The sequence below is a fragment of the Mesorhizobium sp. B2-4-7 genome (genome assembly GCF_006442685.1).
In the GTDB taxonomy this organism is placed as follows: domain Bacteria; phylum Pseudomonadota; class Alphaproteobacteria; order Rhizobiales; family Rhizobiaceae; genus Mesorhizobium.
On sequence record NZ_VFVH01000001.1, the window covers coordinates 812,511 to 838,302 of the forward strand.

The window sequence follows — 25,792 nt, forward strand, 5'->3', positions numbered from 1 at the left end:
GCATGGCGGGGTTGCGTGGAGCGCTGATCGGTTGCGGCTTCTTCGCCGTCAACCAGATGCATGCCTGGCGCGACATAGAGGGCGCCTCGATCGTCGCCATCTGCGACCGCGATCCGGAGCGGTTGCGGATCGTCGGCGACCAGTTCGGCGTGGCGCGGCGCTACACCGATGCGGCGGAACTTTTCACCGCCGAGACGCTCGACTTCGTCGACATCGCCACCACTGTCGGCAGCCATCGACCGCTGGTCGAGATGGCGGCCGCGCATGGTGTTCCCGTCATCTGCCAGAAGCCGGTCGCGCCGACGCTTGGCGATGCCAAGGCGATGGTCGCGGCCTGTGCCAAGGCCGGCGTGCCGCTTATGGTGCATGAGAACTTCCGCTGGCAGTCGCCGATCCAGGCGGTGCGCGCCCTGCTCGACAAGGGCGAGATCGGCACGCCGTTCTTCGGCCGCATCTCCTTCCGCTCCGGCTATGACGTGTTTTCCGGCCAGCCCTATCTGGCGACCGGAAAACGCTTCATCATCGAGGACCTCGGCATCCACATCCTCGACATCGCCCGCTTCCTGCTCGGCGACGTCACGAGCCTGACCGCGCGGACCACACGCATCAACCCCGCGATCGCCGGCGAGGATGTGGCGACGATGCTCATGGATCATGCCGGCGGCGCCACGTCGGTTGTCGATTGCAGCTATGCGACCAAGCTTGCCACCGAGCCGTTCCCGGAAACACTTATCGAGCTCGACGGCGTCGACGGCACGATCCGGCTGGCGCAGGGCTACCGGCTGACCGTCACCGGCAAGAGCGGAACCAGAGTGAGCGATGTCTCGCCGCCGCTCCTGCCCTGGGCCTCGCGGCCATGGCACAACATCCAGGAAAGCGTGCTGGCCATCCAGCGGCACTGGGTCGACTGCCTTGTCGGCGGCAAGGAGCCGGCGACCTCGGGCGCCGACAATCTGAAGACATTCGCCCTGGTCGAGGCCGCCTATGCGGGTGCTGCGAGCCGCGAACCGGTGCAGATCGAAGCCTTGCTGCAATGACGGCCGACGTGTTCGATCTTTACGGCACACGGGCGGCCGAAGCGGCACCGATCCTGCTGCAGGCGGGCGCGCTGAGTGCCGAGCTGGTCAATGGCAATCTGCGCACAATCCGGCGGCATGCCGGCACCGAAGTGCTGCGCGCCATCGCCTATATCGTACGCGACCGCGACTGGGGCACTTATGAGCCGGAGCTGACGGACCTGACCATCGACCAGAAGGTCGACCGTTTCTCGGTAAGCTATGAGGCGAATTGCACCGGCCCGGGCGGCAGCAGCCTGCGCTTCCACGCGACGATCGAAGGCTCCGCCGACGGCAGGCTGGTCTTCGATGTGGCCGCACTGCCGGAGAGCGATTTCGAGACCAACCGCTGCGGCTTCTGCATCCTGCATCCGATCGCCGGCCTCGCCGGCAGCCCGGTGACGGTGGAGCACACCGATGGCAGGGTGGTGGACACGGAACTGCCTGATCTGATCGACCCATGGCAGCCCTTCAAGGACCTGCGTGCCATCACCCATGCAGTGCGTCCCGGCGTCAGCGCCGAATGCAGGATGGAAGGCGATACTTTCGAAATGGAGGACCAGCGCAACTGGTCGGACGCCTCCTACAAGACCTATGTGCGGCCGCTGGCCTTGCCGTGGCCCTATGTGCTGCCGGCCGGCGAACCGCTGCGCCAGACGGTGAGCCTGCGCCTCACCGGCGGCGCCGGGATGCCCGCCGCGACCGCGAGTGCCGAACCGGTCCGCATCGAACTCGGCGAGACCGGGCCGAGGCTGCCCGATGTCGGCGTGATCGTCTATCCCGAGGACGTAGAGGCAACGCTGGCCGAACTGCCGATGCTCGCAAGGCTCGGTCCGCAGCAACTCCTGTTCCACTTCGATCCGACGCGCGGCCACGGCCTGGACGCGCTGCGCGCCCATGCCCGGCTCGCCGCGGCGCATCCCGCCTCGACCACGCTCGAATGCGTGGTGGCCTGCACGGGCGACCTCGATGCCGAATTCTCCGATGTCGCCGATATGGTGCGCCGGGTCGGCCTGCGGCTCGATGCGGTTGCCGTCTCGCCTTCGGTCGACCGCCAGTCGACGCCGCCGGGCAGCGCCTGGCCGGCATGCCCGCCGCTGGAAGAAATCTATGCCGCGGCGCGGCGCGCCTTTCCCGGGATCCGCCTCGGCGGCGGCATGTTCAGCTATTTCACCGAGCTCAACCGTAAGCGCGTGCCCGCCGACCAACTCGATTTCGTCACGCACTGCACCTGTCCGATCGTTCACGCCGCCGACGATCTCAGCGTCATGCAATCGCTGGAGGCGCTGCCCTTCATCACCCGGTCGACCCGGGCGATCTTCGGCGACAAGCCTTACCGGATCGGCCCGTCGACCATTGCCATGCGACAGAACCCCTATGGCGGCGCGACCAAGGACAATTTTGCCGGCCAACGCATTGCCATGGCGAACCGTGATCCCCGCCATGCCGCGCAGTTTGCCGCCGCCTGGACCATTGGCTATGCCGCGCGCGTCGCGCCGGCCGGGCTGGAGATGCTGACACTGTCCAGCATCACCGGCCCGTTCGGCGTGCTGGCCGCATCCGGCGAACCTGTCGCCGAGGGATCCCCGCGGCCGATTTTCCGGGCCGTCCAAGGGCTTTGCGAACTGGCTGGGCTCGCGCATGTTGCCGCGAAAACAAGCGACGAGACGCGTGTTGCGGCGCTGGCCGGTCGCGCCGCCTCGGGCGACATTGTCGTCTGGCTGGCGAACCTGACGGCGAACGACGTCCCGGTTGATGTTTCGGCACTGGGTCAGGGCCATCTTACGATGTCGCCCTACGCCATTGTCCGGGTTGGCTAGAGCTACTTATCGGAATTCATCACATAGAGCGCACGCGAGCGTTCGAGATGCTTGATCATCGCCTTTTCGGCGCCGTCGGCATCACGGTGCTCAATGCGGTCGATGATCTCCTCATGCTCAGTAAGCGTGTATTGTTCCTTGCCGGTCCAGATCAGCATCTCGGTGTGGTATTCCTTCAGCCAGCCGAGTGTGGCTTCGCTGACGGCGACATAGATCGGATTGCCCGATATCGCCGATATCTGGGTGTGGAACTTCATGTCGGCGGAGATGAAGGCTTCGGAATCACCGCGCGCGGCGCGCTGCTCGGCCACCGTTGCCCTGAGCCGCTGCACATCCTCGGCGGTCGCCTTTTCCGCGGCTTCCCTGACCATGCCGCGCTCGAAGAAGATGCGCGCCGTCTTCAGGTGCTCCAGCGTGTCCCTGGATGAAGACAGGATGATCTTGGCCGCGCCGTCGACCTGCTTGATGATCGATTTGGCGGTTAGTTGCAGCACCTTGGCGCGCTCGCCATGCGAGATGGCGACCAGTCCCATATTGCTCAGCGCCTGCATGGCCTCGCGGATCGCCGGCCGGCCGACCTCGAAGCGCTCCATCAACTCGCGTTCGGACGGCATGTCGTCGCCCGGCTGCAGCTCGCCGCTGGTGATCAGCCGCTTCAGCCTTGCAAAGACTTCGTCGGAAAGTTTGCGCCGGACGATCGGCTCCGAACGGTTCATCGTGACGAATCACTCCCTGGCCCGGTTCCTGTTTAGCATTCCAGGCAGGATTACCGGAATGCCTGCGCCTGGAGCGGTCCCGCGATTTCATGCAATCGCCAAGCCGCGCCAGCTGTTTGTTCCAGGCATTCCGAACGAAAAACGCCGCTCATTTCCCGGAATTGCCGAAGCCGGCCCTCTTGCCGAAGTCGGGATATTGCTTGCAATACTTAGGTACTCATTATACCAGATTTCCTGCGCGACAAAACTTTTTTCGAACCCTTTTCGAGCGGCCGACAGACCATGATCACGCTTACCTATCGCATCGAAACCTCTGGCAGCATCGAAGCGCTGGCGGCCAAGATCGCGAGCGACCAGTCGACCGGCACCTTCGTCCCACTGCCCGGCGAGACCGAGGAATTAAAGGCGCGTGTGGCGGCTCGTGTGCTGGCGATCAGGCCCCTGCCCGATGCCGAGCAGCCGTCGCTTCCCGGATCCGGGAATGGCCCCTTCCGGCGCGCCGATGTCGATATCGGCTTCCCGTTCGACGCCATCGGCACCGACCTGTCGGCGCTGATGACGATCGCCATCAGCGGCACCTATTCGATCAGGGGCCTGTCCGGTATCCGGGTCATCGACATGAAGCTGCCGGAACAATACCGGGGCGCCCATCCCGGCCCGCAATTCGGCGTTGCCGGCAGCCGCAGGCTGACCGGGGTCGAGGGCCGTCCCATCATCGGCACCATCGTCAAGCCGGCGCTTGGCCTCAGGCCGCACGAGACAGCTGCGATGGTGGGCGAACTGATCGAAGCCGGCGTCGATTTCATCAAGGACGACGAGAAGCTGATGAGCCCGGCCTATTCGCCGCTCGCTGAGCGGGTGAAGGCGATCATGCCGCTGATCCGTGACCACGAGCAAAAGACCGGCAAGAAAGTAATGTACGCCTTCGGAATCTCGCATGCCGATCCCGACGAGATGATGCGCAACCACGATCTGGTGCTGGAAGCCGGCGGCAATTGCGCGCTCGTCAACATCAACTCCATCGGATTCGGCGGCATGGCTTTCCTCAGGAAGCGCTCCGGGCTGGCGCTGCATGCGCACCGCAATGGCTGGGACATTCTCACCCGCCATCCCGGCCTCGGCATGGATTTCAAGGTATGGCAGCAATTCTGGCGGCTGCTCGGCGTCGACCAGTTCCAGATCAACGGTATCGGCTCGAAATACTGGGAGCCGGACGATTCTTTCATCCGCTCTTTCGAAGCGGTGACCACGCCGCTGTTTTCATCATACGATTGCGCGCTGCCCGTGGCCTGCTCCGGCCAATGGGGCGGCCAGGCGCCCGAGACCTATGAGCGCACCGGCCGCACGGTCGATCTCCTCTATCTCTGCGGCGGCGGCATCGTCAGCCATCCGGACGGGCCCGGCGCCGGGGTGCGCGCGGTGCTGCAAGCGTGGCAGGCCGCGGTCGAGGGCATTGCCCTCGACGAATTCGCGCGCGACCATGCCGAGCTGGCACGCTCGATCGAGAAATTCAGCGACGGCAAGGCGGCCTGAGCGAAGCCATGCAGAACCTGCTCCTGAGCTATTATGGCGACGACCTCACCGGCTCGACGGATGTCATGGAGGCGCTCGAGCTCGGCGGCGTGCCGACGGTGCTGTTCATGCGTCGGCCCGATGAGCGCCTGCTGGCGCGATTTTTCCATTGCCGCGCCGTCGGACTGGCCGGCACCAGCCGAAGCGAAACGCCGCAATGGATGGAGCAGAATCTGGCGCCCGCCTTCGAATGGCTGAAGAGCCTCGAAGCGGCGATCTGCCATTACAAGATCTGTTCGACCTTCGATTCCAGCCCGACGGTCGGCAATATCGGCCGCGCCATCGAGATCGGCCGGCGCATCTTCGGCCAGAGTAGCGTGCCGATGGTCGTCGGCGCGCCGCAGCTCAAGCGCTACACGGCCTTCGGCAATCTTTTCGCGGCGTTCCGCGGCGAGTATTTCCGCATCGACAGGCATCCGGTGATGAGCAGGCATCCGGTGACGCCGATGAACGAAGCAGACCTGCTCGTGCATCTCTCGCGCCAGACCAGTCTCAGCTCCGGCCTTGTCGACCTGGCTGCATTGCAGACCGACGATCTCGCGCAAACGGTCGACCAGGCCGTGCAAAACAGGGCGGTCATCCTGTTTGATGTCGAAAGCCGCCAGACACAGAGACGCGTCGGCGAACAGATCTGGCGCATCCATGACCAAGGCCATGGCTTCGTCGTCGGATCCTCGGGCGTCGAATATGCCTTGCTTGCCGAATGGGCCGGCAAAGGCATTGCCTCCGGGCAGGCGTCGTTCGCGCCGCCGGGACCGGTAGACCGCCTCGCGGTGGTCTCGGGCAGCGTGTCGCCGACCACCGAAAAGCAGATCCGCCACGCCCTTGCCCACGGTTTCGACGGCGTCGAGATGGATGCCATGCAACTGGTCACTGAGGGCGCCAAGGAGGCAATCGAGCGCGCCGTCGCGAGCGGATTGGCAAGCCTGGCTGCGGGCCGCAGCGTCATCCTCTACACCGCGCTTGGCCCACAGGCCGACCGTGGCGCCGAGATCGACCGGATCGAAGGTGCGCGAAACACGCTCGGGCGAGCGCTGGGAACAATCCTGCGCCGGTTAATCGTGGAACAGAAACTCAAGCGCGCGGTGATCGCCGGTGGCGACACTTCCAGTCACGCGCTCGGACAATTGGCCATCGACGCGCTGACCGTGCGCATGCCGTTGCCGCAATCGCCGGGATCACCGCTCTGTGTCGCCCATGGCGGCGGTGCGATCGATGGACTCGAAATCGCGCTCAAGGGCGGCCAGGTCGGCACCGACGCCTATTTCGAGACGATCCGGCTGGGAAGCTAGACGTTTGTTTTTGCGCAATTCCGGACGGAAAACCGTACACACTTTTCCTGGAATTGCTCTAAGCCGTTGCCATGATGACGTGGGCCTGAATTTTGGCGGCCACCGCGCCGCTGCCATGTCTGTCTGCAATCGCGGATGCGGCGTAGTCGGTCGCGGCTTGCAGCTTCCCAGCCTGCCGGGCCTCGATTTCGGTGCGAAGCACAGTTCCCTGGCAATAAGCGACGGCGGGAAGGCGCGGCGAGGATGCACGGCTTTGTTCGGCTCTCGTCTCGATCATTACACCGGAGAACCCAGCATCCTCCAGCTCGTGACGGATCACTGCCTTGTCGTGGTAGCCATGGGGTGTGCGTGCCAGAAAGCGCGGCGGATCGTCGGGGAAGATCCTTGCGAGAGCATTCGTCACATCATCGGCAAAGACGTTCTCCTCGATGCGATCCCATACGCTGAACAGGAAATGTCCGCCCGGCCTCAGGACACGCCTGGCTTCGCGGTAGGCCGATGGCCGGTCGGGAAAGAACATCGCACCGAACTGACAGCAGACGAGGTCGAAGGTCGCATCTTCAAACGGCAGCGCCAAGGCGTCCGCTTGACGCCATGTGATGCGACCGTCGGGAGGTTGTCGCGAAGCGGCATAGTCGAGCATCGGCTGGTTGAGGTCGGTTACCGTATAGCTTGCGCCGGGAGACAGTTTCGGCGCCAATGCACGGGTAACGACCCCGGTGCCGGCGGCCGTCTCCAAAACGGCGGCGGGCGACAGGGACGCTGCTCGTCCTGCAATATCCGCAGCGAAGGGCTCGAAAATCAACGGCACCATATAGCGGTCGTAGTTTTCCGGTATGGAGCCAGCGAATACCTTGTCCGTTTCCAGCATTGCCACCACCGCCCTCTGCCTAGAGGCTCGGGAGATTAGCATATCATTCCTTGTTTTGCGGCGTTTTCGGCGGAGGCGGCGAGTCCAGCTCCAAATCAAAGAGATAGAGCATGATGTCGTCCGAAAACCGCTTCGCGCTTATGGCATCAGGCCTTAGTACAGAGGCTCGGCCATGTGCTTGGGCGCCGGCCACTGCGTCGTGACGCCGGGCTGCACCGGCCGCTCGAGGTAGGTCGACAGCACCACGTAGCTGCGCGTCGAGGTGACGCCGGGTGTCTCGTAGAGGCGCGACAGCAGGCCTTCGAGCGCCCGCGTGTCCTCCGTGCGGACCTTCAGCAGCATGCAGGTGTCGCCGGCAACCGTGTGGATCTCCTCGACCTCCGGATATTGCGAAACCGCCATCAGCTCCGGCGTCTTGCCCCAGCCCTTGGTGTCGATATGCACGAATGCCAGCAGCGGCTTCTTGACCGCCTTGGGGTCGATGATGGCAGCCGTGCCGCGAATGGCGCCGCTGCGCCGCAGGCGCTTGACGCGCTCATGCGCGGCGGGCGGCGAGAGGCCGACACGATCGCCAAGCTCGGCATAGCTGACCGTGGCGTCGTCGACGAGAACGCCTAATATCTTTCTGTCGATCGCGTCGAGATCGCGGGGTGCTGGCCTGTTCTGCGGAATGCCATTTGTTTCTTCGTCCATAGTGAAATTCCCGATTGTCGCCGAATAAAATACGGCCATTATGAAGATATGTCGAACAGCGATCAAGCAGCAACTGGGTGCGAATGCCCGGCCGCCCATTCCGGCGCTGGCCTATCTCTTGACCGGATGCATCGCCGTCATCGGCTCGAACTCCCTGGTGCTGGGTCCGATTGCTCCCGCCATGGCCGTGTCGTTCGCGACCAGCGTGCCTGTCGTCATGATGGCGGCCGCCGCCTTCGGCCTCGGCACCTCGGCGAGCGCCCTGTTCCTGGCGCGCTACATCGACCGAGTCGGCGCGCGCCGGATGCTTCAGGCGGCCTTGCTGCTGCTGGCGTCGGCGCTTGTCGCAAGCGCGGCGGCGCCGACGGTGACGGCGCTGGTCGCCGCGCAGCTTCTCGCCGGCATCGCCGCCGGCGTCGCCATGCCGGCAATCTATGCCAGTTCCGCGGCGATTGCCCCACCTGGACGGGAAAGCGGGACGATCGGCGTTGTGCTGACCGGATGGACGCTCAGCATGGTGGCCGGCGTTTCGCTGTCGGCGGTGCTTGCCGATCTCGTGCACTGGCGGGCCGTCTTTGCCGCCGTGGCGCTGCTGGCGGCGCTGGCGCTTGGCAGCCTTACCGCATCGTCACTCCCGGATGTCAGAAAGGCCGGCCCGGCTCCGGCGCCGCTCGAGGCGCTCGGCATTCCCGGCATCGTGCCGCTTCTGATCGCCTGCGGCGCTTTCATGACCGCCTTCTATGGTGTCTATGGCTATCTTGGCGACCATCTGCACAGCGGGCTGGGTCAGCCGGTCAGCGCCAACGGCCTGGCCGCACTCGCCTATGGCGCCGGGTTCGGCACGGCGGCGCTCTTCGACGGCATCATCGATCGCCTGGGGGCTCGCCGCGTCATGCCCTTCGCTTACCTGCTCGTCGCCATCGTCTATGTCGCGATCGCCGCGACAAGCAACAGCTATGGCATGATGCTCGCCATGGTGGCGGCTTGGGGTCTCGCCAATCACTTCGGTCTGAACGTGCTGGTGATGCGTCTGTCGGCGCTCGATCCGTCACGGCGCGGCACGATCATGGGCCTGAACAGCGCGGTGACATATCTGGCGGTCTTTGTCGGCACCACCGGTTTCGGGCCGCTATATTCGGATTTCGGTTTTGCCGCGTCGGCAATGGTGGCGGCGTTGCTGATGCTGGTCGCGGCTTCGGCCGCTGCCTGGCGCACGCGCCAGCCACACAGGACGTGATGGGCCACCAGTCTTCGCCTGGTTGACAGCGGCGCCCCTGCCCTTCCATACAAAGCCGTTAATGTTCTCAGGGCGGGGTGAAAGTCCCCACCGGCGGTAAGGACTCCTGATTGCGCATGATTTCTTTCCGAAAACCGGTCCGGTTTTCGGGGTCATGCGCGGGACCCAAGCCCGCGAGCGCTTTCCGGCAAAACCGGAAGGGTCAGCAGATCCGGTGTGATTCCGGAGCCGACGGTTACAGTCCGGATGGAAGAGAACGAAACGGAAGACGGACCGCCCCGGCGGCCGGTTTTCGTATCGTGCGTCCTGATTCTGGTTCGAAACGGAAGGATGGACCCATGAATCAGCATTCCCACAAAGACTATGAAACGACCCGCGTTGCCGTTGTCAGGGCACGCTGGCACGCGGATATTGTCGACCAGTGCGTCGCTGCCTTCGAGGCGGAGCTTGCTGCACTGGGCGACGGCCGCTTTGCCGTCGAAATCTTCGACGTGCCCGGCGCCTACGAGATTCCGCTGCACGCCAAGACATTGGCCGAGACGGCTCGCTACGCCGCGATCCTCGGCGCTGCCTTCATCGTCAATGGCGGCATCTACCGGCATGAGTTCGTCGCCCGCGCCGTCATCGACGGCATGATGAACGTGCAGTTGGCGACCGGCGTGCCGGTGCTTTCGGCGGTACTGACGCCGCACAATTACCACGACAGCGCCGAGCACCACCGCTTCTTCCTCGAGCACTTCCAGGTGAAGGGCAAGGAAGCGGCCGGCGCATGCCTCCAGATCCTGGCGGCGCGAAAGCACATCGCCGCCTGAAACAGCCGAGAGCGGGGTAGAAATCCCGGTAACAGCCTGTAGTATCTCGGGAAAATGCCGAGTTCGGGAGGATGCCGGTGCAGACCAAGAAGATCATCAATGACGGCAACCGTGCCGTCGACGAGATGCTAGAGGGGATTCTGGCCGCGCATCCCAGCCATCTCAGGAGCGTGGACGGCAACCCGCGCTCGATCATTGCCCGCAACGGACCGCGTCCCGGCAAGGTCGGGCTCGTCGTCGGCGGCGGCTCGGGCCATGAGCCGACCTTTCTCGGTTTTGTCGGCAAGGGCCTGGCGGACGCGGCGGCGATCGGCAATGTCTTTGCCTCGCCGCCACCCGATCCCATCCTTGAATGCGCCAAGGCGGCGAACGGCGGCGCCGGCGTCCTGTTCACGTACGGCAACTATGCCGGGGACGTGATGAATTTCGACATGGCGGCCGAAATGGCCGCCATGGACGATATCGAGGTGCGCACGGTGCTGACCACCGACGATGTCGCCTCGGCACCGCGCGACCAGCGGCAGAAGCGTCGCGGCGTCGCCGGCAATTTCTTCGTCTTCAAGGCGGCCGGCGCGGCCTGTGACCGCATGCTCTCCTTCGACGAATGCGAGCGCATCGCGCGCAAGGCCAACGATCACACCTTCACGATGGGCGTGGCGCTGTCGCCCTGCTCGCTGCCGCAGACCCGGCGGCCGAATTTCGAGATCGGGGCCGACGAGATGGAGATCGGCATGGGCATCCATGGCGAGCCGGGCATCGCGCGCGGCAAGCTCGGGACCGCCGACGAGATCACCGACGAGATGCTGGACAAGATCCTCGCCGAGATGGCGCCTTCGCGTGGCGACAAGGTCGCGGTGCTGGTCAATTCGCTGGGCTCGACACCGTTGATGGAGCTCTACATCATGAACCGTCGCGTCAAGCAGCGTCTCGACGACATCGGCGTTTCCATCCATGCGACCTGGGTCGGCAATTACTGCACGTCGCTCGAAATGGCCGGCGCCTCGGTGACGCTGTTCCATCTCGATGGCGAGTTGCAGACCATGCTCGACCATCCGTGCGACTGCGCCATGTTCCGCGCCGGCTGAGGAGTGACCCGTGAGCATCGATAGCGCTGACCTGAAGAGAATGTTCGATGCGATCGCGGTGGCGATCGAAGCCGACAAGGACCGGCTCTGCCAGCTCGACGGCGTCATCGGCGACGCCGATCACGGCATCGCCATGGCGCTCGGCTTCAACGCAGTGCGCGACGCGCTGGCGCCACTCGACCTGACGGCGACCGAGCCGACCGCGCTTCTCAACATGGCGGCTAAATCGTTCCTCAACGCGGTCGGTGCGTCGTCTGGCCCGCTCTATGCCACCGCCTTCATGCGCGCCGCCGCTGCCGTCAAGGGCAAGACCACGTTAGCGGATGCGGATGTCGTCGCGCTGTTCCAGGCGATGGCGCAAGGCATCCGCGATCGCGGCAAGGCCGAGATCGGCGAGAAGACGATGATCGACGCCTGGTTGCCGGCGGCGGAAGCGGCCGGCGCCAGCAATGCGGCGGGAAAAGGTCTTGCCGAAAGCCTCGACGCGGCAGTGGACGCGGCGCGCCTGGGGGCCGAGGCGACCAAGGACATGATCGCCGCCAAGGGCCGCTCCTCGCGGCTCGGCGAACGCTCGCTCGGCCATATCGACCCCGGCGCCGCCTCGGCCGTGACCGTCATCGAGGCTTTGCGCGACAACCTGGCTTAGGCCTGCTTCGCTTCATCGAGCTTGTTGATCGCCTGGACATTGCCGGCCGACGGTCCCTTCTCGTCGAACTCCGAGGCCAACCAGGTATCGACGATCGCCTTGGCGAGTTCCGGGCCGATGACGCGGGCGCCCATGGTGATGATCTGCGCGTTGTTGGATTTGGCGGCGCGCTCGGCGGAATAGGTGTCGTGGGTGAGTGCCGCCCGGATGCCAGGCACCTTGTTGGCCGAGATCGAGACGCCGATGCCGGTGCCGCAGAACAGGATGCCGCGGTCGTTCTCGCCGTCGATGATCGTCTGGGCGAGCTTTTGTGACAGGTCGGCATAAAAGCCGGCCTGGCTGAGGTCGCTGACGGTGAGGCCGGATTTTGTCGCGAGATGCGCGGCGATGACATCAAGCAACGGCTTGCCGGCGCTGTCGGCTCCAATGGCTATTTTCATGGTCGTGTCCTTTCTTGAATGAGATTTCGTTTGTTCAGATCGTCGCCGAGGCGCGCCTGAGGATGTCGATGTAGCCCTCCGCCTGCCAGGCCGAGCGGCCGATAAAGAGGCCATCGATGCTGGGCTGGCTGATCAGCTCGGCCGCATTGCCGGGATTGACGCTGCCGCCATAGAGCACCGGTGGGATGGACGGCAGCAGGCCGCCGGCCACTTTCTTGATCAGCGCCTGCTGTTTTTCGGCATAGACGGAGCTGGCCGGAATACCCTTGTCGCCGATCGCCCAGACCGGCTCATAGGCAAACAGGATTTTTGCCGCCTTCGCCTCGCCTTCGAGGAACTGCAATGCACCCTCGACCTGGCTGGTCAACACCGCATCGACCTTGCCGTTTTCGCGCTCCGCCAGCGTCTCGCCGACGCAGATCAGTGGTATCAGTCCGTGCTTGACGGCGGCCGCCGTCTTCAGGCCGACGGTACGATCGGTCTCGCCGAAATGCTCGCGCCGTTCGCTGTGGCCGAGTTCGACCATGTCGAGACCGCAGTCGCTCAGCATCAGCGGCGAGATCTCGCCGGTCCAGGCCCCGGCATCGGCCCAGTGCATGTTCTGGGCACCGACGTTGACCCGCGTCGACGACAGCGCCTGCTTGACCTCGCGCACCGCCGTGAACGGCGGGATGACGAAAGGCTGGATGCGCTCGTCGAAGCCTGGCACGAAGCCGGCCAATGCCCCGGCGAAATCCAGCGCCTCGGCGAGCGTCTTGTTCATCTTCCAGCTTGTACCGACCCAATAAACCACGCCTGCGCTCCTTGATCCTCAATCCTTGTTGGCGACCACCGTCAGCGAAACGCCGGCGGCATCCAGTGCGGCGCGCATTCCGGGCTCAGGCGCGCGACCGGTGAAGACGGCATCGAACGCCTCGAGGTCGGTCAGGAAATGCAGCGCCGTGCGGCCGAACTTGCCGTGATCGACCAGAAGGTATTTGCGGGTCGCTGCTTCCATCATCAGCCGCTTGATCTGCACCACCTCCTGGTCCTGGTGGAAAGCGGAGGCGCCGTGGATAGCCGATGACGACAGGAAGGCGACGTCCGCGCGCAGCGATCTCAGCGAAGCCTCGGCAAGCAGTCCGAAGAAGCCGTGGAACTTCTTGCTATACTGGCCGCCGAGCGCAATCAGGTCGATGCCCCCGGCGCCGGCCAGGTCCTGGATGACGGCCAGATTGTTGGAGATCACCGTCAGCGGCCTGAAATCGGCGAGATGCCGTGCGATGCCGCCAGCCGTCGAGCCGTCGTCGATGATGACAGTCTGGCCGGGTTCGATCATCGCCACGGCGGCCGCCGCAAGGCGCTGCTTTTCCCCTGTCGCCTGCTTTTGCCGGTAGCGAAAATCGCTTTCGAAGAGACCGCTCGGCTGGATCGAAGCGCCGCCACGCACCTTGCGCAGGAAACCGCTCTCCTCAAGGTCGTCGAGATCACGATGCACCGTCATCCTGGAGACGCCAAAGCGTGAGGCAAGATCGTCGACGCTCGCCGCGCCGACGTCCATCAGAAAGTCCATGATGCCTTGACGTCTGCTATCGCTCTTCATTGCTGCCGTTATCCGCCAACCGGCGCTGGCTCCTCGACAAGATAACATATTTCTTCCTGAAACTATCATGATTTTTGTTATAATGAGATATTTTCCTGGGATATTCCCGTGGCTTTCATCACGGCCCTGTAACAAGAATTGCTGCCGGGACGGTGTCTGACGGTTGCGGTTGCGCGGAAATCCGGCCAGAAGCATCGGTGGGCTGGACGATGCGCGGACAGCCAGCAAGCAAAGGTTAGAAACCAGATACGGGAGACTATTCGTTGGCTCGCATCACACTGAGACAATTGCTCGATCACGCCGCCGAATACGGCTATGGCGTGCCGGCCTTCAACATGAACAACATGGAACAGGGCCTCGCCATCATGGAGGCTGCGGAGGAGACCAAGTCGCCGGTCATCCTGCAGGCAAGCCGCGGTGCGCGTGCCTATGCCAATGACGTGGTGCTGGCCAAGCTGATCGATGCGCTGGTCGAGATCCATCCCGACATCCCGGTCTGCATGCACCTCGACCACGGCAACAACGAGGCTACCTGCGTCACCGCGATCCAGCATGGTTTCACCTCGGTGATGATGGATGGATCACTCAAGGAGGACGGCAAGTCGCCGGCCGACTACGCCTATAATTCGGGCATCACCAAGCGCGTCGTCGACATGGCGCATTGGGGCGGCGTTTCGGTCGAAGGCGAGATCGGCGTGCTGGGCTCGCTGGAGAGCGGCGGCGGCGAACAGGAGGACGGCCACGGCATCGAAGGCGCGATCAGCCACGACCAATTGCTCACCGATCCGGTGCAGGCCGAGCAGTTCGTGCGCGACACCCATGTCGACGCGCTGGCGGTTGCCATGGGCACCAGCCACGGCGCCTATAAATTCTCGCGCAAGCCGGATGGTGCGGTGCTGGCGATGAACGTCATCGAGGAAATCCACCGCCGCCTGCCGAACATGCACTTGGTCATGCATGGTTCGTCCTCGGTGCCGGAGGATCTGCAGGAGATCATCAACAAATATGGCGGGCAGATGAAGCCGACCTGGGGCGTGCCGGTGGAAGAGATCCAGCGCGGAATCAAGCATGGCGTGCGCAAGATCAACATCGACACCGACAACCGCATGGCGCTGACCGGCGCGATCCGCAAGGTGCTGACGGAAAATCCCTCGGAATTCGACCCGCGCAAATATCTGACGCCGGCGATGGCGGCGATGAGGAAGCTGTGCAAGGAGCGTTTCGAGCAGTTCGGCACCGCCGGCAACGCGCCGAAGATCAAGCCGCTGCCGGTCTCGGAAATGGCCAAGCGTTACAAAGCGGGCAGCCTCGATCCGAAATTCGGCTAAACGACCAATTCCCGGAGCGGTTCAGTGTTGGATAGAACCGCCGAACCGCTCCAGCTCTTTGCGGGATGAGAACACCGGCCGAGGTCGCGGAACGTCCTGCGCGGCGAAGCCCAACCGTGTCAAACAGGCTCGCGCCAGGGCTGCATTGCTGTCGATGACGACCAATCCGTTCGTAGGCTTGAGGCTGGCGGCCACCACCGATAGTTCGGTGCAGCCGAGAATGGCCGTGTCGGTGCCGGCCGATCGCGCGATTTCAAGCGCGCGCTCGGTTTCGCTCGCCGCCTCCGCGATCGAACCGGCCTTGACGAGGCCGATCGCTCTATCGACGCGACCCTGGAATTCCGTGACAGCGGGAAAGCAGAGCTCAAATCCCGCCGCCGACATCCTGTCCCGATAGAAGCCGGAGACCAGTGTGCCCTGCGTGGCGAGGATCGTAACCTTGCCTCGGCCCCAGGCTACGATGGGTTTCAGCTACGACCGCGTCGGCGATATGGATGATCCGCGCCTGCGAGCTCGCCGCCAGCTGCTCATACCAATGATGGGCGGTGTTGCAGGGCATTGCGATACAGGCAACGCCGAGCGCATTGAGCGTCGAGACCGCGGCTTTCAAAGACGCCAGCGGACCGTCATGGCCGGCAAGGATCGCCTCGGTCCTGTCAGGCAGCTGTGGCACGCTGAGGATGACGGCGGGCACATGCTCATTGTCCCGGAACGCCTGGGTCATTCGGGTCAGCTTGAAGTAGAAGTCAGCCGATGCCAACGGCCCGAGGCCGCCAATGACGCCGAGCTGGAGGCTGATGCCATGGTCGATCATCGAGCGGGCTCGGCTTCGAGCTGTTCCGACGCCGCTTCGACAGACTGCGTTGTCTCCCTGTGGCTGGGCGCGATCATTGCGGTGCTCGCCGCAACGGTGCAGACGCTAGACAGCGTCATGAACGTGTCGACGGCCGCGTCGACCGCGACGAACAGGGCGAACGCCGCCTCGAAGGGAATCTTCAGGTAGCCACAGACGATCGACATCTGGGACAGGATGAGCAGGCTGCCCATGCCGCCGGTCGTGAGCGCGAGAAGCGCCGAGGTGATGCCGACGAGCAGGAGGTCGGGGATTGCCAGCGGACGGCCGTAGAGCTGAGCGATGAAAAGAACACCAGACGTGTAAAGCAGCGCCGGGCCTGTCCGCAGCAATGCCGCCTGCAGCGGCACGAGCAGTTCGACGACCACGAGGCTGAACCGCAGACGCTCGCTCAGCAGGTTGATGACCCACGGAAGCGAGGCGACGGTAGAGCGCGTGGTGATGGCTACCATAAGAAGGGGCTGACAGGTCTTGATCGTGGCCCAGTAGCTTCGCCGAGAGCGGATGGCGATAACGCCAAATGCGCCGGCGATGAATGTGAGGCAGGAAAGACCCATCACCAGCAGATAACCGCCCATCAGCGTGAGCGGCTTGGTTCCGGTCGACGCGGTCTGATCCGCGATCAGGATGAAGGTTGCAAACGGCAATCCCCAGATGAACCAGTTGGTAAGGACCGTGCAGGCCCGGTAAACCGCGTTCAGCGCCTGAGACAGGCTCATGGACGAAGGCTGGGGAATCTTGCCCATCGCGAGCCCGAAAAGCAGGCAGAACAGCAGGACCTGGATGGTTTGACCGGAGGCCAGCGCGCTGAAGACGTTGTTCGGTACAAGATCGAGCAGTATCGAATGCCCGGTGTCGGATCCCTCATTGGGTGGTGGTTGGTAGGGGAATGCGAGATCGGTGGATACACTGCCCTGCGAATTGATGAACTCGCCAAGCTCGATGCGCGATTGAGAATTCTCGATCTGGCCCGGCTGAAGGACAAGCGAGTAGGTGCCACTCACCAATACGCTCAGGAACGACACGACCAGCACCGCCATACCCACCCGGCCAAGGTAACGGACCGAGTTGGGATCCTGAACCATCGACATGATCGAGAAGATGACCGACGAGACCAGGTAGGGCAGGACGACCATCTTGAGGAAATTCAGGTAGAGCTGCGCCACCGGGCTGATCGCATGGGCAAATGCTGGATAATAGAGGCCGCAAAGGATTCCCGCCCCGATCATCGCAATCGTCGTCGCGGGCGAGCGCAATATGTGCCTCGCCGCCAGGCGCCAATCGAAAGCCAAGGGTCCGGCTGCTTCCGTGACGGCCATCGTCAGGCTTTGCTCCCCAACCGGTAGCGCGCGATGATCTCGTCAGTGTTGAGAACCTGCTGACCGCGCGCGAGATCGAGGTAAAGGTCGATAAACGCCGCGAGATGCGGATTGTCCGGTCGCACACCGATTGCGATCGTGTCTACCTTGTCGGTCAGCGTGATCGAGCGCGCGGCGACCGTCATCGACGGATCGTCGACCATCAGCTTCTTGATCTCGAAATCGTCGCGATACGCCATGTCGATCGTCCCATCGCGGATCGCATCGACAACCATGTCCCAGCCTGTAAAACGATGAACTTGTGCATGCGGGAAGGTCGTCGCGGCATAGGTTGCGAATGAAGAGCCCTCGATCACGCCGAGATCGCCCGAGAAATCGCGGATGATCTGCTCGGGTGGTTTGCCTTGCGCGATGCGCGCCAGGTTGAGGCGATTGGCGATGAGGCCTTGGTGCAGCATGGCATAGGGCCGGGAATAGAGGATTGAGCGGCCACGGCGAAGGGTTCGGCTGAGCTTGCCGATGGCTATGTCCGCCTGGCCGGAAGTCAGCTGTTTCACCATGCCGTCGAACGTTGCGGCGGATCGGTCGAACACCGGCTCGACGCCGAGCTCCGCTGCTATGCCGCGGGCCAGTTCCATGTCTATGCCGCTGTTCCCCGATCCATCGGCCGGGAAGAAAGGATCGGAGGCAAAGGCCGGCATTGCAATGCGCAGCGCATTGTCGCCGACGACGGGAGCGATCTCCGCCTGCTGTCCTGGAGTATTGGCCGCCCGAGCTTGCGCGACCAGCAAGCCGACGCTTCCGGCCGTGAGCAGCGTACGACGTGTAACCGACATGCGGATTCTCTAGTTCGCGAGGGAAGCCGGACAAACAAATCGGACCAATTCGCAGTATGCATGGCGAAGTTAAACAAAAGTATCTTTCGCATTGTACTTTTATAGCAATCAGCGACGCAGGCTGCCGCAATACTCGCATTATGTAATGTATCTGGGATATCTGATTGCTTCGCTGGCGGGCCAACCGGTTGGACCGCCAACAGGCGCGAGTGGCATCGGCTGCCGCCCCGACCTCTACCCGGTTTTCGGCAGCAGATCAGGCCTGCCCGTGTCGATAAAGGGCGCCCAGTAGTCGACCGATTCGCGGATCATGGCGACCACCTGGTGGTCGACCGGTTCGCGCTCGCGGAACGACAGTTCGAGGCAGATCTCGTTGTCGGTGCCGCCGCCGCGCCGCACCGTCTCCAGCAGCTTTTCAGGCGTGATGCGGCCGTCCCTGTTGTGAGCCGCTGTGAACGGCCAATGACCACCCTTGTTCATCGACGATTGCTTGATGTGGATGATCGGCGACTTCCTGGGGAAAGCCTCGGCCCAGGCATAGGGATCGATATCGGCCGGGTTGCTGGAGGTGACGTCGCCATGGTCGATGTCGACCATCATCTCCAGCGGAATGGCCATGCCGGCCGCGTCGATCGCATTCTGCAGCAGCCTGCAATTCTCGATCGTGTGGCCGAACTCGCGGCCGACCGACATCGGCTCCCAGAACAGGTAGTTAAGCCCGGCCGCGCGGGCGTGTTCGGCGACCTCGCGCCAGCATTCCAGTGCAATGTCGAACAGGCGCGCGCGGCGCGCGGGATCATCATAATCGCGATGGGTGAAGATCGCGAATTGGGTACCCATGCCGCCGGCGCCAAGCTCGGCCGAGATGTCGGCAAAGGTCTTGAACCAGCAGACATAGTAGCGGCGCACGTCCGCGTCTGGATGGCCGAAATGGTTGAGCCGGCCGTAAGGACCGGTCATGCCCGAGGTCACGCGCACGCCCGTGCGGGAGAGTGCGCCACGAAACAGGCGGACGAATTTCACGATCGTCGCCGCCGGCCAGCCCGGATTGACGAATTCATGCGTGAGCTGAATGTCCCTGATGCCGATGTCGTAGGCAATGGTATCAACCAGGTCGTCAGGCTCGGCAAAGCGATTGACCAGCGGATTGGTGTTGAGGGAGAGCGTGAATGCCAAGATCGCGATCCTCTCAGCCCTGTCGCGCTACATTGGCAATGATTGCCATCACCCTGCCCTCGCCAGCCGGCTCGCGCACCAGTGTTCGAAAGCCGATCTCTCCTCGGCGGAAAGATGCAGGCCGTGCTTGGTGCGCCGTTCGAGAATGTCGGCCGGTGTCTCAGCCCATTCCTGCTCGAACAGGTAACTGGCCTCGCGCTCGAAGAAATCCTTGCCGAAACATCGCCCGAGTTCCGCGAGCGAACGGGCCGCGCCGACCAGAAGACGTGTCCTGGTGCCGTAGAGCCGACCGTAATGCTTGAGCAGCGATGCAGGCATCCATGGATACTCCCGCCCGAGATCTCCTAGAAACTGTTCGAAATCGGCATTGGCGATGTCGCCGCCAGGCAGATGCGCCTTCGCCGTCCAAGGCTTGCCCATCCGGGGGAAGAACGGAGCGATCCTGTCCAGCGCATGCTCGGCGAGCTTGCGGAAGGTGGTGATCTTGCCGCCGAAGACGGACAGCAGCGGCGCCTCAGCATCCGGCGCGTCGAGTTCGAAAATATAGTCGCGGGTCACGGCACTCGGGTTGTCGGCATTGTCGTCATAGAGCGGCCTGACGCCGGAGAACGAATAGACGACATCGCCGCGCGCGAGGCCACGCTTGAAATAACGGTTGACCACCCTGATCAGGTATTCGATCTCGCTCTCATCCGCCGCCACGTCCTCGGGTCGGCCGTCATAGGGAATGTCGGTGGTGCCGATCAAGGCGAGATCGCCCTGATAAGGATTGATGAAGATCACCCGCTTGTCGCTGTTCTGGATGAGGTAAGCTTGGCGGCCCTCCCAGAATTTGGGCACGACGATATGGCTGCCCTTGACCAGCCGGACATTGCGCGTCGAGTTCTGGCCAGCAACGCGGTTGATGATGTCGTTGACCCAAGGGCCAGCGGCATTGACCAGCGCCCGCGCTCGCACGGTGGTTTTCACGCCGGTCTTGCCGTCGCGCATCTCCACCGACCAGAGGCCGCCTTCCCGGCGGGCGGCGGTGCAGGCGGTTCGGGTGAAGATCTTCGCTCCGCGCTCGCGCGCATCCAGCGCATTGATCAGCACGAGACGGGCGTCGTCGACCCAGCAATCGGAATATTCGAAACCGCGCTTGAACTCGTCCTTGATCGGCGCGCCCTCGGGCGCGGTGCGCAGGTCGAGCGTGCGGGTGGCCGGCAGCCGCTTGCGGCCGCCGAGATGGTCGTAGAGGAACAGGCCGAGCCGCACCAGCCAGGCCGGCCGGTCGTCAGGACTGTGCGGCAGCACGAAGCGCATCGGCCAGATGATGTGCGGTGCCGATTCCAGGAGTACCTCGCGCTCGATCAGCGCCTCGCGCACCAGGCGGAACTCGTAGTATTCGAGGTAGCGCAGGCCGCCATGGACGAGCTTGCCCGATCGCGAACTGGTGCCTTCCGCCAGATCGTCCTTTTCGCACAGGATGACGGAGAGGCCGCGGCCTGCTGCATCGCGGGCTATGCCGGCGCCGTTGACGCCGCCGCCGATGACGAAAAGGTCGACGATTTCGGGTCCGCCACTCATCTCGTCACGATCTCGCTGCCGGATTTACACACCATGGCTGCCGCCTCAGCACGGATTGACCGGAGGCAGCCCGGCGATATAGCGGCGCACTTCCTCGGCGGCCTGCTCGGCCGCATAGGTCACGGTGCGCACCGAGGCGCCGGCGATATGCGGCGTCAGCGTCACGTTGGGAAGCTGCAGCAAGGGCCAGTCCGACGGCACAGGCTCGACCGCGAACGTCTCCAGCATGGCGCTGGCGATCTGGCCTGAAACAAGCGCCTCATAGAGTGCGTCATAGTCGACCAGCGGCCCGCGCGCCGTGTTGACGAAGATCACCCCGGGTTTCATCCGCGCGATGGTGTCCTTGCCGATCAGGCCGCGCGTCTCCGGCGTCACCCGCGAATGCAGCGTGACCACGTCGGAGCGGGATAGGAGATCGTCAAGCGCGACCAGTTCGACGCCGGCGTTGCGGTCCTCTGCGCTCAACTGCACATAGGGGTCGCTGACCAGAACGTGGCAGCCGAAAGCGCGCAGCAGCCTGACTACCTTTGTTCCGATATTGCCGTAACCGACGACGCCGACCGTCATCTCGCTAAGCTCGCGGCCGGTGCGGTCGGCGCGGTAGAGATCGCCGCGCCATTCGCCCCTGCGCAGCGCTTCGTGGCCGACCCGGATCAGCCGCGTTTCGGCCAATATGGCGCCGATGGTGAATTCGGCCACGGCGGTCGCGTTGCGGCCGGGCACGTTGACGACGGTGATGCCATGCGCGCGCGCCGCTTCCATGTCGATGTTGATCGGGCCGCCGCGCGACACCGCGACCAGCTTCAGGGCCGGCAGGCGGCGCATCATGCCCTCCGACAATGGTGCAAGCTGGGTGACGAGGATCTCGGCATCGCCAATGAACTCGACGACCTCGTCGGGACGGCCGAAATACTCCTTGACCTTGTCGAGGCCGAGCGCCGGATCGCCGAATTCCATCGGCTCGTCGGGCCAGGCGGTCTGCAATGTCCTGACATCGAGGTCACCGCTCGCGACCTTCTCGATTTTGGCGCGAAACACCTCCGGAAGCATGAAGTTGTCACCAATGATCGCTATTTTCCTGGGCATACTCGACTTCTCAATTTGCCTGCACCGAAGCCATCGCGCGCCAGACCGGCCGCAGCGCCTGGTGCGCCAACATGTAGGACGGGGTCATCCTGTCGTAGATCGCGGCGAGGTCCCGATCACTCGGCTCCGCCTCGCCAAGCAGCGGCGTCACCCATTCCGCGACGCATTCGTCCATCGACTTGTACAGGCCGACGCAGACCGCGGCTATCATCGCCGCGCCGGCCGCCCCGGCCTCCTCGCGCTGGCTGGTGCGGATGTCTGCGCCGACGGCGGCTCCGAGGATCTTGCGCAGCGCCGGGCTTCGGGCGGCGCCTCCGGTCAGCCGGATCTCGCGCGGCAATGGCCCCATGGCGGCGTAGCAATCGCGCGCGGCGAAGGCCAATCCCTCGAAGACGGCGCGCACCAGGTCGGCATAGCCGTGGCGCGAGGATATGCCGACGAAGCCGGCCCTGGCATTGGCATCGACGAACGGCCCCCGCTCGCCGGCCTCGGACACATAGGGCTGGTAGAGCAGCGAGGCGGGCTGCGAGGCGGCGATCCAGGTGTCGACGAGCGCGATCATCTCGCCATTGCTGCGGGTGATGCCTTGCGAAGCGAGGATGCCGGAAGCGAGCCCAAGCACCCAGTCGATGTTGAGGGTCGCCGCCATGTTGGACTGCATCTGCGCGAACACGCCGGGCGCCGGCATGGCCATGGTGTAGCCGGTTGCCGCCTCGTTCAGTTGCACGTCGTCCGGCGTCTCGGCCAGCCGCATATGCATGCCAGTGGAACCGATGATGGTGCAGCCGGGCTTGCGCTCGCGGTCGAGCAGGCCGGCGCCAAGCGCGGTGCAGACGACGTCGACATAGCCGAGCACGACCGGCGTGCCGGCAAGTATGCCGGTGGCGGCGGCCGCCGCCTGCGACAGACCGGCGCTGTGCCTGGTGCCGTCTGTGACCGGCGGTAGCAAATGCCTGAGGTCGGCGACGCCGAGCACGTCGAGCACATCCTCGCTATAGTCGCGGGTGCGGAAATCGCCAAAGGTGAAGGTTCCCTCGGAGGGGTCGGTGGCGCGCTCGCCGGTCAGCTTGAAATAGAGCCAGTCCTTGCAGTGAAACGCCGTCGCCGCCTTGTCGAGCATTTCAGGCATGTTGCGCTTCATGAACACGAACTGCGAGCCCTGCTGGCAGGCGGCGAGCCCGCTGCCGGTCTTTTCGAAGCGCAGCCGGTCCTCGGGCCGCGCGCGGATCTCCTCGACGACGCCGGCGGCGCGCGCGTCGAGCCAGAGCCAGCCCTTCGCCACCGGCTCGCCCTTGCCGTCGATCAGCCAGGTGCCGTCGCCCTGCCCGGTCACCGCGATGGCGATGGTCCGGCCGGCGAGATCGGGCACTTTCTCGGCGAGCTGGCGCAAGGTCGCCGCCGCATCCGCCCATGTGCGCGCAAGATCCTGTTCGGCGCCGCCGCCCGGCCGCGTCTCGTAATGGTTCGGCGTTGCCGCGGCGGCGATCTGCCGGCCTTTCGTGTCGAAGGCGATGGACTTGATGACGGAAGTACCGGCGTCGATACCGATCAAGAGATCACGCATCAGGCGAGCTCCATGCCGTGCGAAATGGCCTCGCCGCTCGCCTGGTCGAAGACATGCAGGTTCTTCGGGTCGATGCTGACATTGATCGGCGCGCCAAGGTCCAGCCGGGTGCGGTCGTGCTCGACCAGGACCAGCGAGCCGCCGGCGAAATCGGCCGCGATATGGGTCTGGTCGCCAAGCCACTGGTTGGCCGAGACCCTGGCGGGAACACCCTCCTTCGAGCGCCGCACCGCGTAAGGCCTGATGCCGATGACCACCCGCTCGCGGCTGAGCAGCTGGTCGCGGACCGGAGCGCTGAAGGCGTCCTTGTCGTAGTCCAGCGACAGCCCGTCGGGAAGCCTGAGATTGATGCGCCCGGCGGTGGCGCCGACATAGGCCTCGAAGACGTTCATCGGCGGCTCGCCGACGAAGGTGCCGGTGAACAGGTTCGCCGGACGCTCCTTGATCCTGTCCGGCGTATCGAACTGCTGCAGCACGCCGCCTTCCATCACCGCGATGCGGTCGGCAAGCGCATTGGCCTCGGTCTGGTCGTGCGTGACCAGGATCGCTGTCAAGCCGCGCTCCTTGATGAAATGCTTGATGCGGCCGCGCAGCACGGCACGCAGCTGCGGTTCGAGCTGCCCCATCGGCTCGTCCAGCAGATGCAAATCGGCGTCGCGGATCAGCGCCCGGCCGAGGCTGGCGCGCTGCTGCTGGCCGCCGGAGATAGAGCTTGGGTAACGCTCCAATATATCCTCGATCTCGAGCAGCTTGGCGATGCTGGCGACCCTGGCCTCGACCTCGCTTCTGGGCAGCCGGGCCGCCTTGAGCGCGAAGGCCATGTTCTCGCGCACCGTCAGCGGCGGGTAGAGCGAATAGCCCTCGAAGGCCATCGCCACGTTACGCCTGACCGGCGGCAGCGTGTGCACCTGGCGGCCGGCGACCGAGATCGCGCCGCGCGACACCTCCTCGAAGCCGGCGATCATGCGCAGCGTCGAGGTCTTGCCGCAGCCGGACGAACCGAGCAGCGCCACGATCTCGCCCTTGCCGATCTCCATCGTCAGCTTCTTGACGGCGTGGACGCCCCGGTCGATCGGGCCATAGAATTTGTCGACCCCGGAAATGGTGAGTGCGCTCGCGCTCATGCGGCTTCTCCGTTGCGCAAACTGACGACATTCTTCGAGCCGATGCGCTCGCCGCCGGCGCGATCGAACAACAGGGCGCTCTTGCCGTCGACGGCAATGTGGGCCTTGCCTTCGCTGCGGCCCGGTGTTCCGGCCGGCCGCGAAACCAGGATCTCGCGGCCGCGCAACGTGCGCACCAGCGTGACGATCTTTTCGTTGAGCGGGGTTTCGGCCTCGACCGTCACCGGAATGGCGCCGGGTTCATTTTCGCCGACGAAATGCAGTGCTTCCGGCCTGAGCCCGATGATGCAGTCGCGGCCGACCGCGGTCTCGGGAGCCCCGCCGAGATGGACCTGCACATTCGACAGGGCGACATGGATTCCCTTGGCGCCAAGCGCCGGCTTGACGTCGAGCAGGTTGATGGTCGGGTCGCCGAACAGCCGCGCGATCTCGATGTTGGCCGGCTCGCGATAGATCTGTTCGGGCGTGCCGAGCTGGCTGATGACGCCTTGCGACATCACCGCGATGCGGTCGCCGAGCGCCATGGCTTCCTTATAATCCTGGGTGACGTAGACGACGGTGGCGCCGCGGTCGGCTAGCAGGCGCGGCAGTTCGAGACGCATCTCGAAACGCAGCTTGGCATCGACATTGCGCAAGGGATCGTCGAGCAGCAGCAGCGGTGGCGAGCCGACCAGCGCACGGGCAAGCGCGGTGCGCTGCTTCTGGCCATTGGAGAGCGCACGCGGCTTGTGGGAGAGCACATGGGCGATCTTCAACAGCTTGGCGACGCTCTCGACGCCGGCCTTGATCGCGCCCTGCGACGACCGCTTGGCCTCCAGCGGCGTCGCGATGTTGTCGAATGCGCTCATATGCGGAAACAGCGCGAAATTCTGGAACGCCATGCCGACGCCACGGAATTCGGCGTCGACGTCGGTCATGTCCTCGCCGCCGATGAGGATCTTGCCTTCGTCGGGGTCGATGACGCCGGCGACGAGGCGCAGCAGCACCGTCTTGCCGGCGCCGGAGGGTCCGAACAGGACCAGCGTCTCACCGTCGGCGACGGTCAGCGAAAGATTGTCGAGCACGGTCTGGCTCTTGTAGCGCTTGACGAGGTTTCTGAGTTCGAGGCTGGCCATGGAA

The 25,792-nt window shown here is 64.2% G+C and carries 24 protein-coding genes, 1 pseudogene and 1 riboswitch; of the genes and pseudogenes, 9 read left to right on the top strand and 16 right to left on the bottom strand.

Features of this window, described 5'->3' with window-relative positions; genetic code table 11:
• The first annotated feature begins 2 nt into the window (after positions 1-2).
• A complete protein-coding gene (locus FJ946_RS04075; protein WP_140564329.1) occupies positions 3-1,037 on the top strand; it encodes a Gfo/Idh/MocA family oxidoreductase in 1,035 nt (344 codons plus the stop codon).
• A complete protein-coding gene (locus FJ946_RS04080) occupies positions 1,034-2,875 on the top strand; it encodes a hypothetical protein (protein WP_140564330.1) in 1,842 nt (613 codons plus the stop codon). The genes FJ946_RS04075 and FJ946_RS04080 overlap by 4 nt, the downstream gene beginning before the upstream one ends.
• Before the next feature lie 2 nt (positions 2,876-2,877).
• On the opposite strand, the gene FJ946_RS04085 is transcribed toward FJ946_RS04080, so the two are convergent.
• A complete protein-coding gene (locus tag FJ946_RS04085; protein WP_140514647.1) occupies positions 2,878-3,591 on the bottom strand; it encodes a transcriptional regulator NanR in 714 nt (237 codons plus the stop codon).
• A gap of 282 nt (positions 3,592-3,873) precedes the next feature.
• On the opposite strand from FJ946_RS04085, the gene oiaX reads away from it, so the two are divergent.
• Together oiaX and FJ946_RS04095 are read left to right on the top strand one after the other, a co-directional pair.
• A complete protein-coding gene (oiaX, locus tag FJ946_RS04090; protein WP_140564331.1) occupies positions 3,874-5,124 on the top strand; it encodes a 3-oxo-isoapionate-4-phosphate decarboxylase OiaX in 1,251 nt (416 codons plus the stop codon).
• 8 nt (positions 5,125-5,132) lie between these two features.
• The gene (locus FJ946_RS04095; protein ID WP_140555488.1) at positions 5,133-6,455 is read left to right on the top strand and encodes a four-carbon acid sugar kinase family protein; all 1,323 of its coding nucleotides are present in this window, start codon (positions 5,133-5,135) and stop codon (positions 6,453-6,455) included.
• Between the two features lie 58 nt (positions 6,456-6,513).
• Here the strand turns inward: FJ946_RS04095 and FJ946_RS04100 are convergent, their stop codons facing one another.
• Positions 6,514-7,326 (bottom strand): class I SAM-dependent methyltransferase, encoded by an 813-nt coding sequence (locus FJ946_RS04100; RefSeq protein WP_140564332.1) that lies wholly within the window; start codon positions 7,324-7,326, stop codon positions 6,514-6,516.
• A 153-nt stretch (positions 7,327-7,479) separates the two neighbouring features.
• Entirely contained in the window at positions 7,480-8,019 is a 540-nt protein-coding gene (locus FJ946_RS04105; protein WP_140514639.1) for an Lrp/AsnC family transcriptional regulator, read from the bottom strand.
• Positions 8,020-8,067: 48 nt separating this feature from the next.
• On the opposite strand from FJ946_RS04105, the pseudogene FJ946_RS04110 reads away from it, so the two are divergent.
• The 4 genes and pseudogenes from FJ946_RS04110 to dhaL all read left to right on the top strand — a co-directional run bounded on the left by FJ946_RS04110 (position 8,068) and on the right by dhaL (position 11,799).
• Positions 8,068-9,256, top strand: a pseudogene (locus tag FJ946_RS04110) (MFS transporter).
• 59 nt (positions 9,257-9,315) lie between these two features.
• Positions 9,316-9,518, top strand: a riboswitch (FMN riboswitch).
• 76 nt (positions 9,519-9,594) lie between these two features.
• The gene (locus tag FJ946_RS04115) at positions 9,595-10,068 is read left to right on the top strand and encodes a 6,7-dimethyl-8-ribityllumazine synthase (protein ID WP_140564334.1); all 474 of its coding nucleotides are present in this window, start codon (positions 9,595-9,597) and stop codon (positions 10,066-10,068) included.
• Between the two features lie 77 nt (positions 10,069-10,145).
• On the top strand, positions 10,146-11,153 hold the full coding sequence (locus FJ946_RS04120; RefSeq protein ID WP_140564335.1) for a dihydroxyacetone kinase subunit DhaK: 1,008 nt from the start codon (positions 10,146-10,148) through the stop codon (positions 11,151-11,153).
• 10 nt (positions 11,154-11,163) lie between these two features.
• Positions 11,164-11,799, top strand: a complete 636-nt coding sequence (gene dhaL / locus FJ946_RS04125; protein ID WP_181167653.1) for a dihydroxyacetone kinase subunit DhaL — start codon at positions 11,164-11,166, stop codon at positions 11,797-11,799.
• Here dhaL and FJ946_RS04130 read toward each other — a convergent pair.
• Genes FJ946_RS04130 through FJ946_RS04140 form a run of 3 tightly spaced genes read right to left on the bottom strand, consistent with a single transcriptional unit; the run spans position 11,796 to position 13,821 of the window.
• Positions 11,796-12,239 (bottom strand): RpiB/LacA/LacB family sugar-phosphate isomerase, encoded by a 444-nt coding sequence (locus tag FJ946_RS04130; RefSeq protein ID WP_140497783.1) that lies wholly within the window; start codon positions 12,237-12,239, stop codon positions 11,796-11,798. The genes dhaL and FJ946_RS04130 overlap by 4 nt on opposite strands.
• Positions 12,240-12,273: 34 nt before the next feature.
• Positions 12,274-13,032 (bottom strand): triose-phosphate isomerase, encoded by a 759-nt coding sequence (locus FJ946_RS04135; RefSeq protein WP_140564336.1) that lies wholly within the window; start codon positions 13,030-13,032, stop codon positions 12,274-12,276.
• Between the two features lie 18 nt (positions 13,033-13,050).
• Positions 13,051-13,821, bottom strand: coding sequence for a DeoR/GlpR family DNA-binding transcription regulator (locus tag FJ946_RS04140; RefSeq protein ID WP_140564337.1), 771 nt, complete (start codon positions 13,819-13,821; stop codon positions 13,051-13,053).
• Between the two features lie 263 nt (positions 13,822-14,084).
• Between FJ946_RS04140 and fba the strand changes: the two genes are divergently transcribed.
• A complete protein-coding gene (gene fba / locus FJ946_RS04150; RefSeq protein ID WP_140559305.1) occupies positions 14,085-15,149 on the top strand; it encodes a class II fructose-bisphosphate aldolase in 1,065 nt (354 codons plus the stop codon).
• 21 nt (positions 15,150-15,170) lie between these two features.
• On the opposite strand, the gene FJ946_RS31035 is transcribed toward fba, so the two are convergent.
• From FJ946_RS31035 to FJ946_RS04195, 10 genes are all read right to left on the bottom strand, one after another.
• Positions 15,171-15,533 (bottom strand): aspartate/glutamate racemase family protein, encoded by a 363-nt coding sequence (locus tag FJ946_RS31035; protein ID WP_246673046.1) that lies wholly within the window; start codon positions 15,531-15,533, stop codon positions 15,171-15,173.
• Positions 15,514-15,963, bottom strand: a complete 450-nt coding sequence (locus FJ946_RS31040; protein ID WP_246673047.1) for an aspartate/glutamate racemase family protein — start codon at positions 15,961-15,963, stop codon at positions 15,514-15,516. The genes FJ946_RS31035 and FJ946_RS31040 overlap by 20 nt, the downstream gene beginning before the upstream one ends.
• Positions 15,960-17,321 carry a cation:dicarboxylase symporter family transporter gene (locus FJ946_RS04160; protein WP_140564338.1) on the bottom strand — a complete coding sequence of 454 codons (1,362 nt, stop codon included), beginning with the start codon at positions 17,319-17,321 and terminating at the stop codon, positions 15,960-15,962. The genes FJ946_RS31040 and FJ946_RS04160 overlap by 4 nt, the downstream gene beginning before the upstream one ends.
• Before the next feature lie 2 nt (positions 17,322-17,323).
• Positions 17,324-18,157, bottom strand: coding sequence for a transporter substrate-binding domain-containing protein (locus tag FJ946_RS04165; protein WP_181167654.1), 834 nt, complete (start codon positions 18,155-18,157; stop codon positions 17,324-17,326).
• A gap of 234 nt (positions 18,158-18,391) precedes the next feature.
• Positions 18,392-19,333, bottom strand: a complete 942-nt coding sequence (locus tag FJ946_RS04170; RefSeq protein ID WP_140497771.1) for a TIM barrel protein — start codon at positions 19,331-19,333, stop codon at positions 18,392-18,394.
• A gap of 48 nt (positions 19,334-19,381) precedes the next feature.
• Complete coding sequence (locus FJ946_RS04175) at positions 19,382-20,899, bottom strand: glycerol-3-phosphate dehydrogenase (protein ID WP_140497769.1); 1,518 nt, start codon at positions 20,897-20,899, stop codon at positions 19,382-19,384.
• 45 nt (positions 20,900-20,944) lie between these two features.
• Positions 20,945-21,985 (bottom strand): 2-hydroxyacid dehydrogenase, encoded by a 1,041-nt coding sequence (locus FJ946_RS04180; RefSeq protein WP_140497767.1) that lies wholly within the window; start codon positions 21,983-21,985, stop codon positions 20,945-20,947.
• Between the two features lie 10 nt (positions 21,986-21,995).
• Complete coding sequence (locus tag FJ946_RS04185; RefSeq protein ID WP_140520899.1) at positions 21,996-23,549, bottom strand: FGGY-family carbohydrate kinase; 1,554 nt, start codon at positions 23,547-23,549, stop codon at positions 21,996-21,998.
• Positions 23,549-24,673: an ABC transporter ATP-binding protein gene (locus FJ946_RS04190; protein WP_140497763.1), complete on the bottom strand. Its 1,125-nt coding sequence runs from the start codon at positions 24,671-24,673 to the stop codon at positions 23,549-23,551. Before FJ946_RS04190 ends, FJ946_RS04185 begins: the two co-directional genes overlap by 1 nt.
• Positions 24,670-25,788: an ABC transporter ATP-binding protein gene (locus FJ946_RS04195; RefSeq protein ID WP_140497761.1), complete on the bottom strand. Its 1,119-nt coding sequence runs from the start codon at positions 25,786-25,788 to the stop codon at positions 24,670-24,672. The genes FJ946_RS04190 and FJ946_RS04195 overlap by 4 nt, the downstream gene beginning before the upstream one ends.
• Positions 25,789-25,792: the final 4 nt, after the last annotated feature.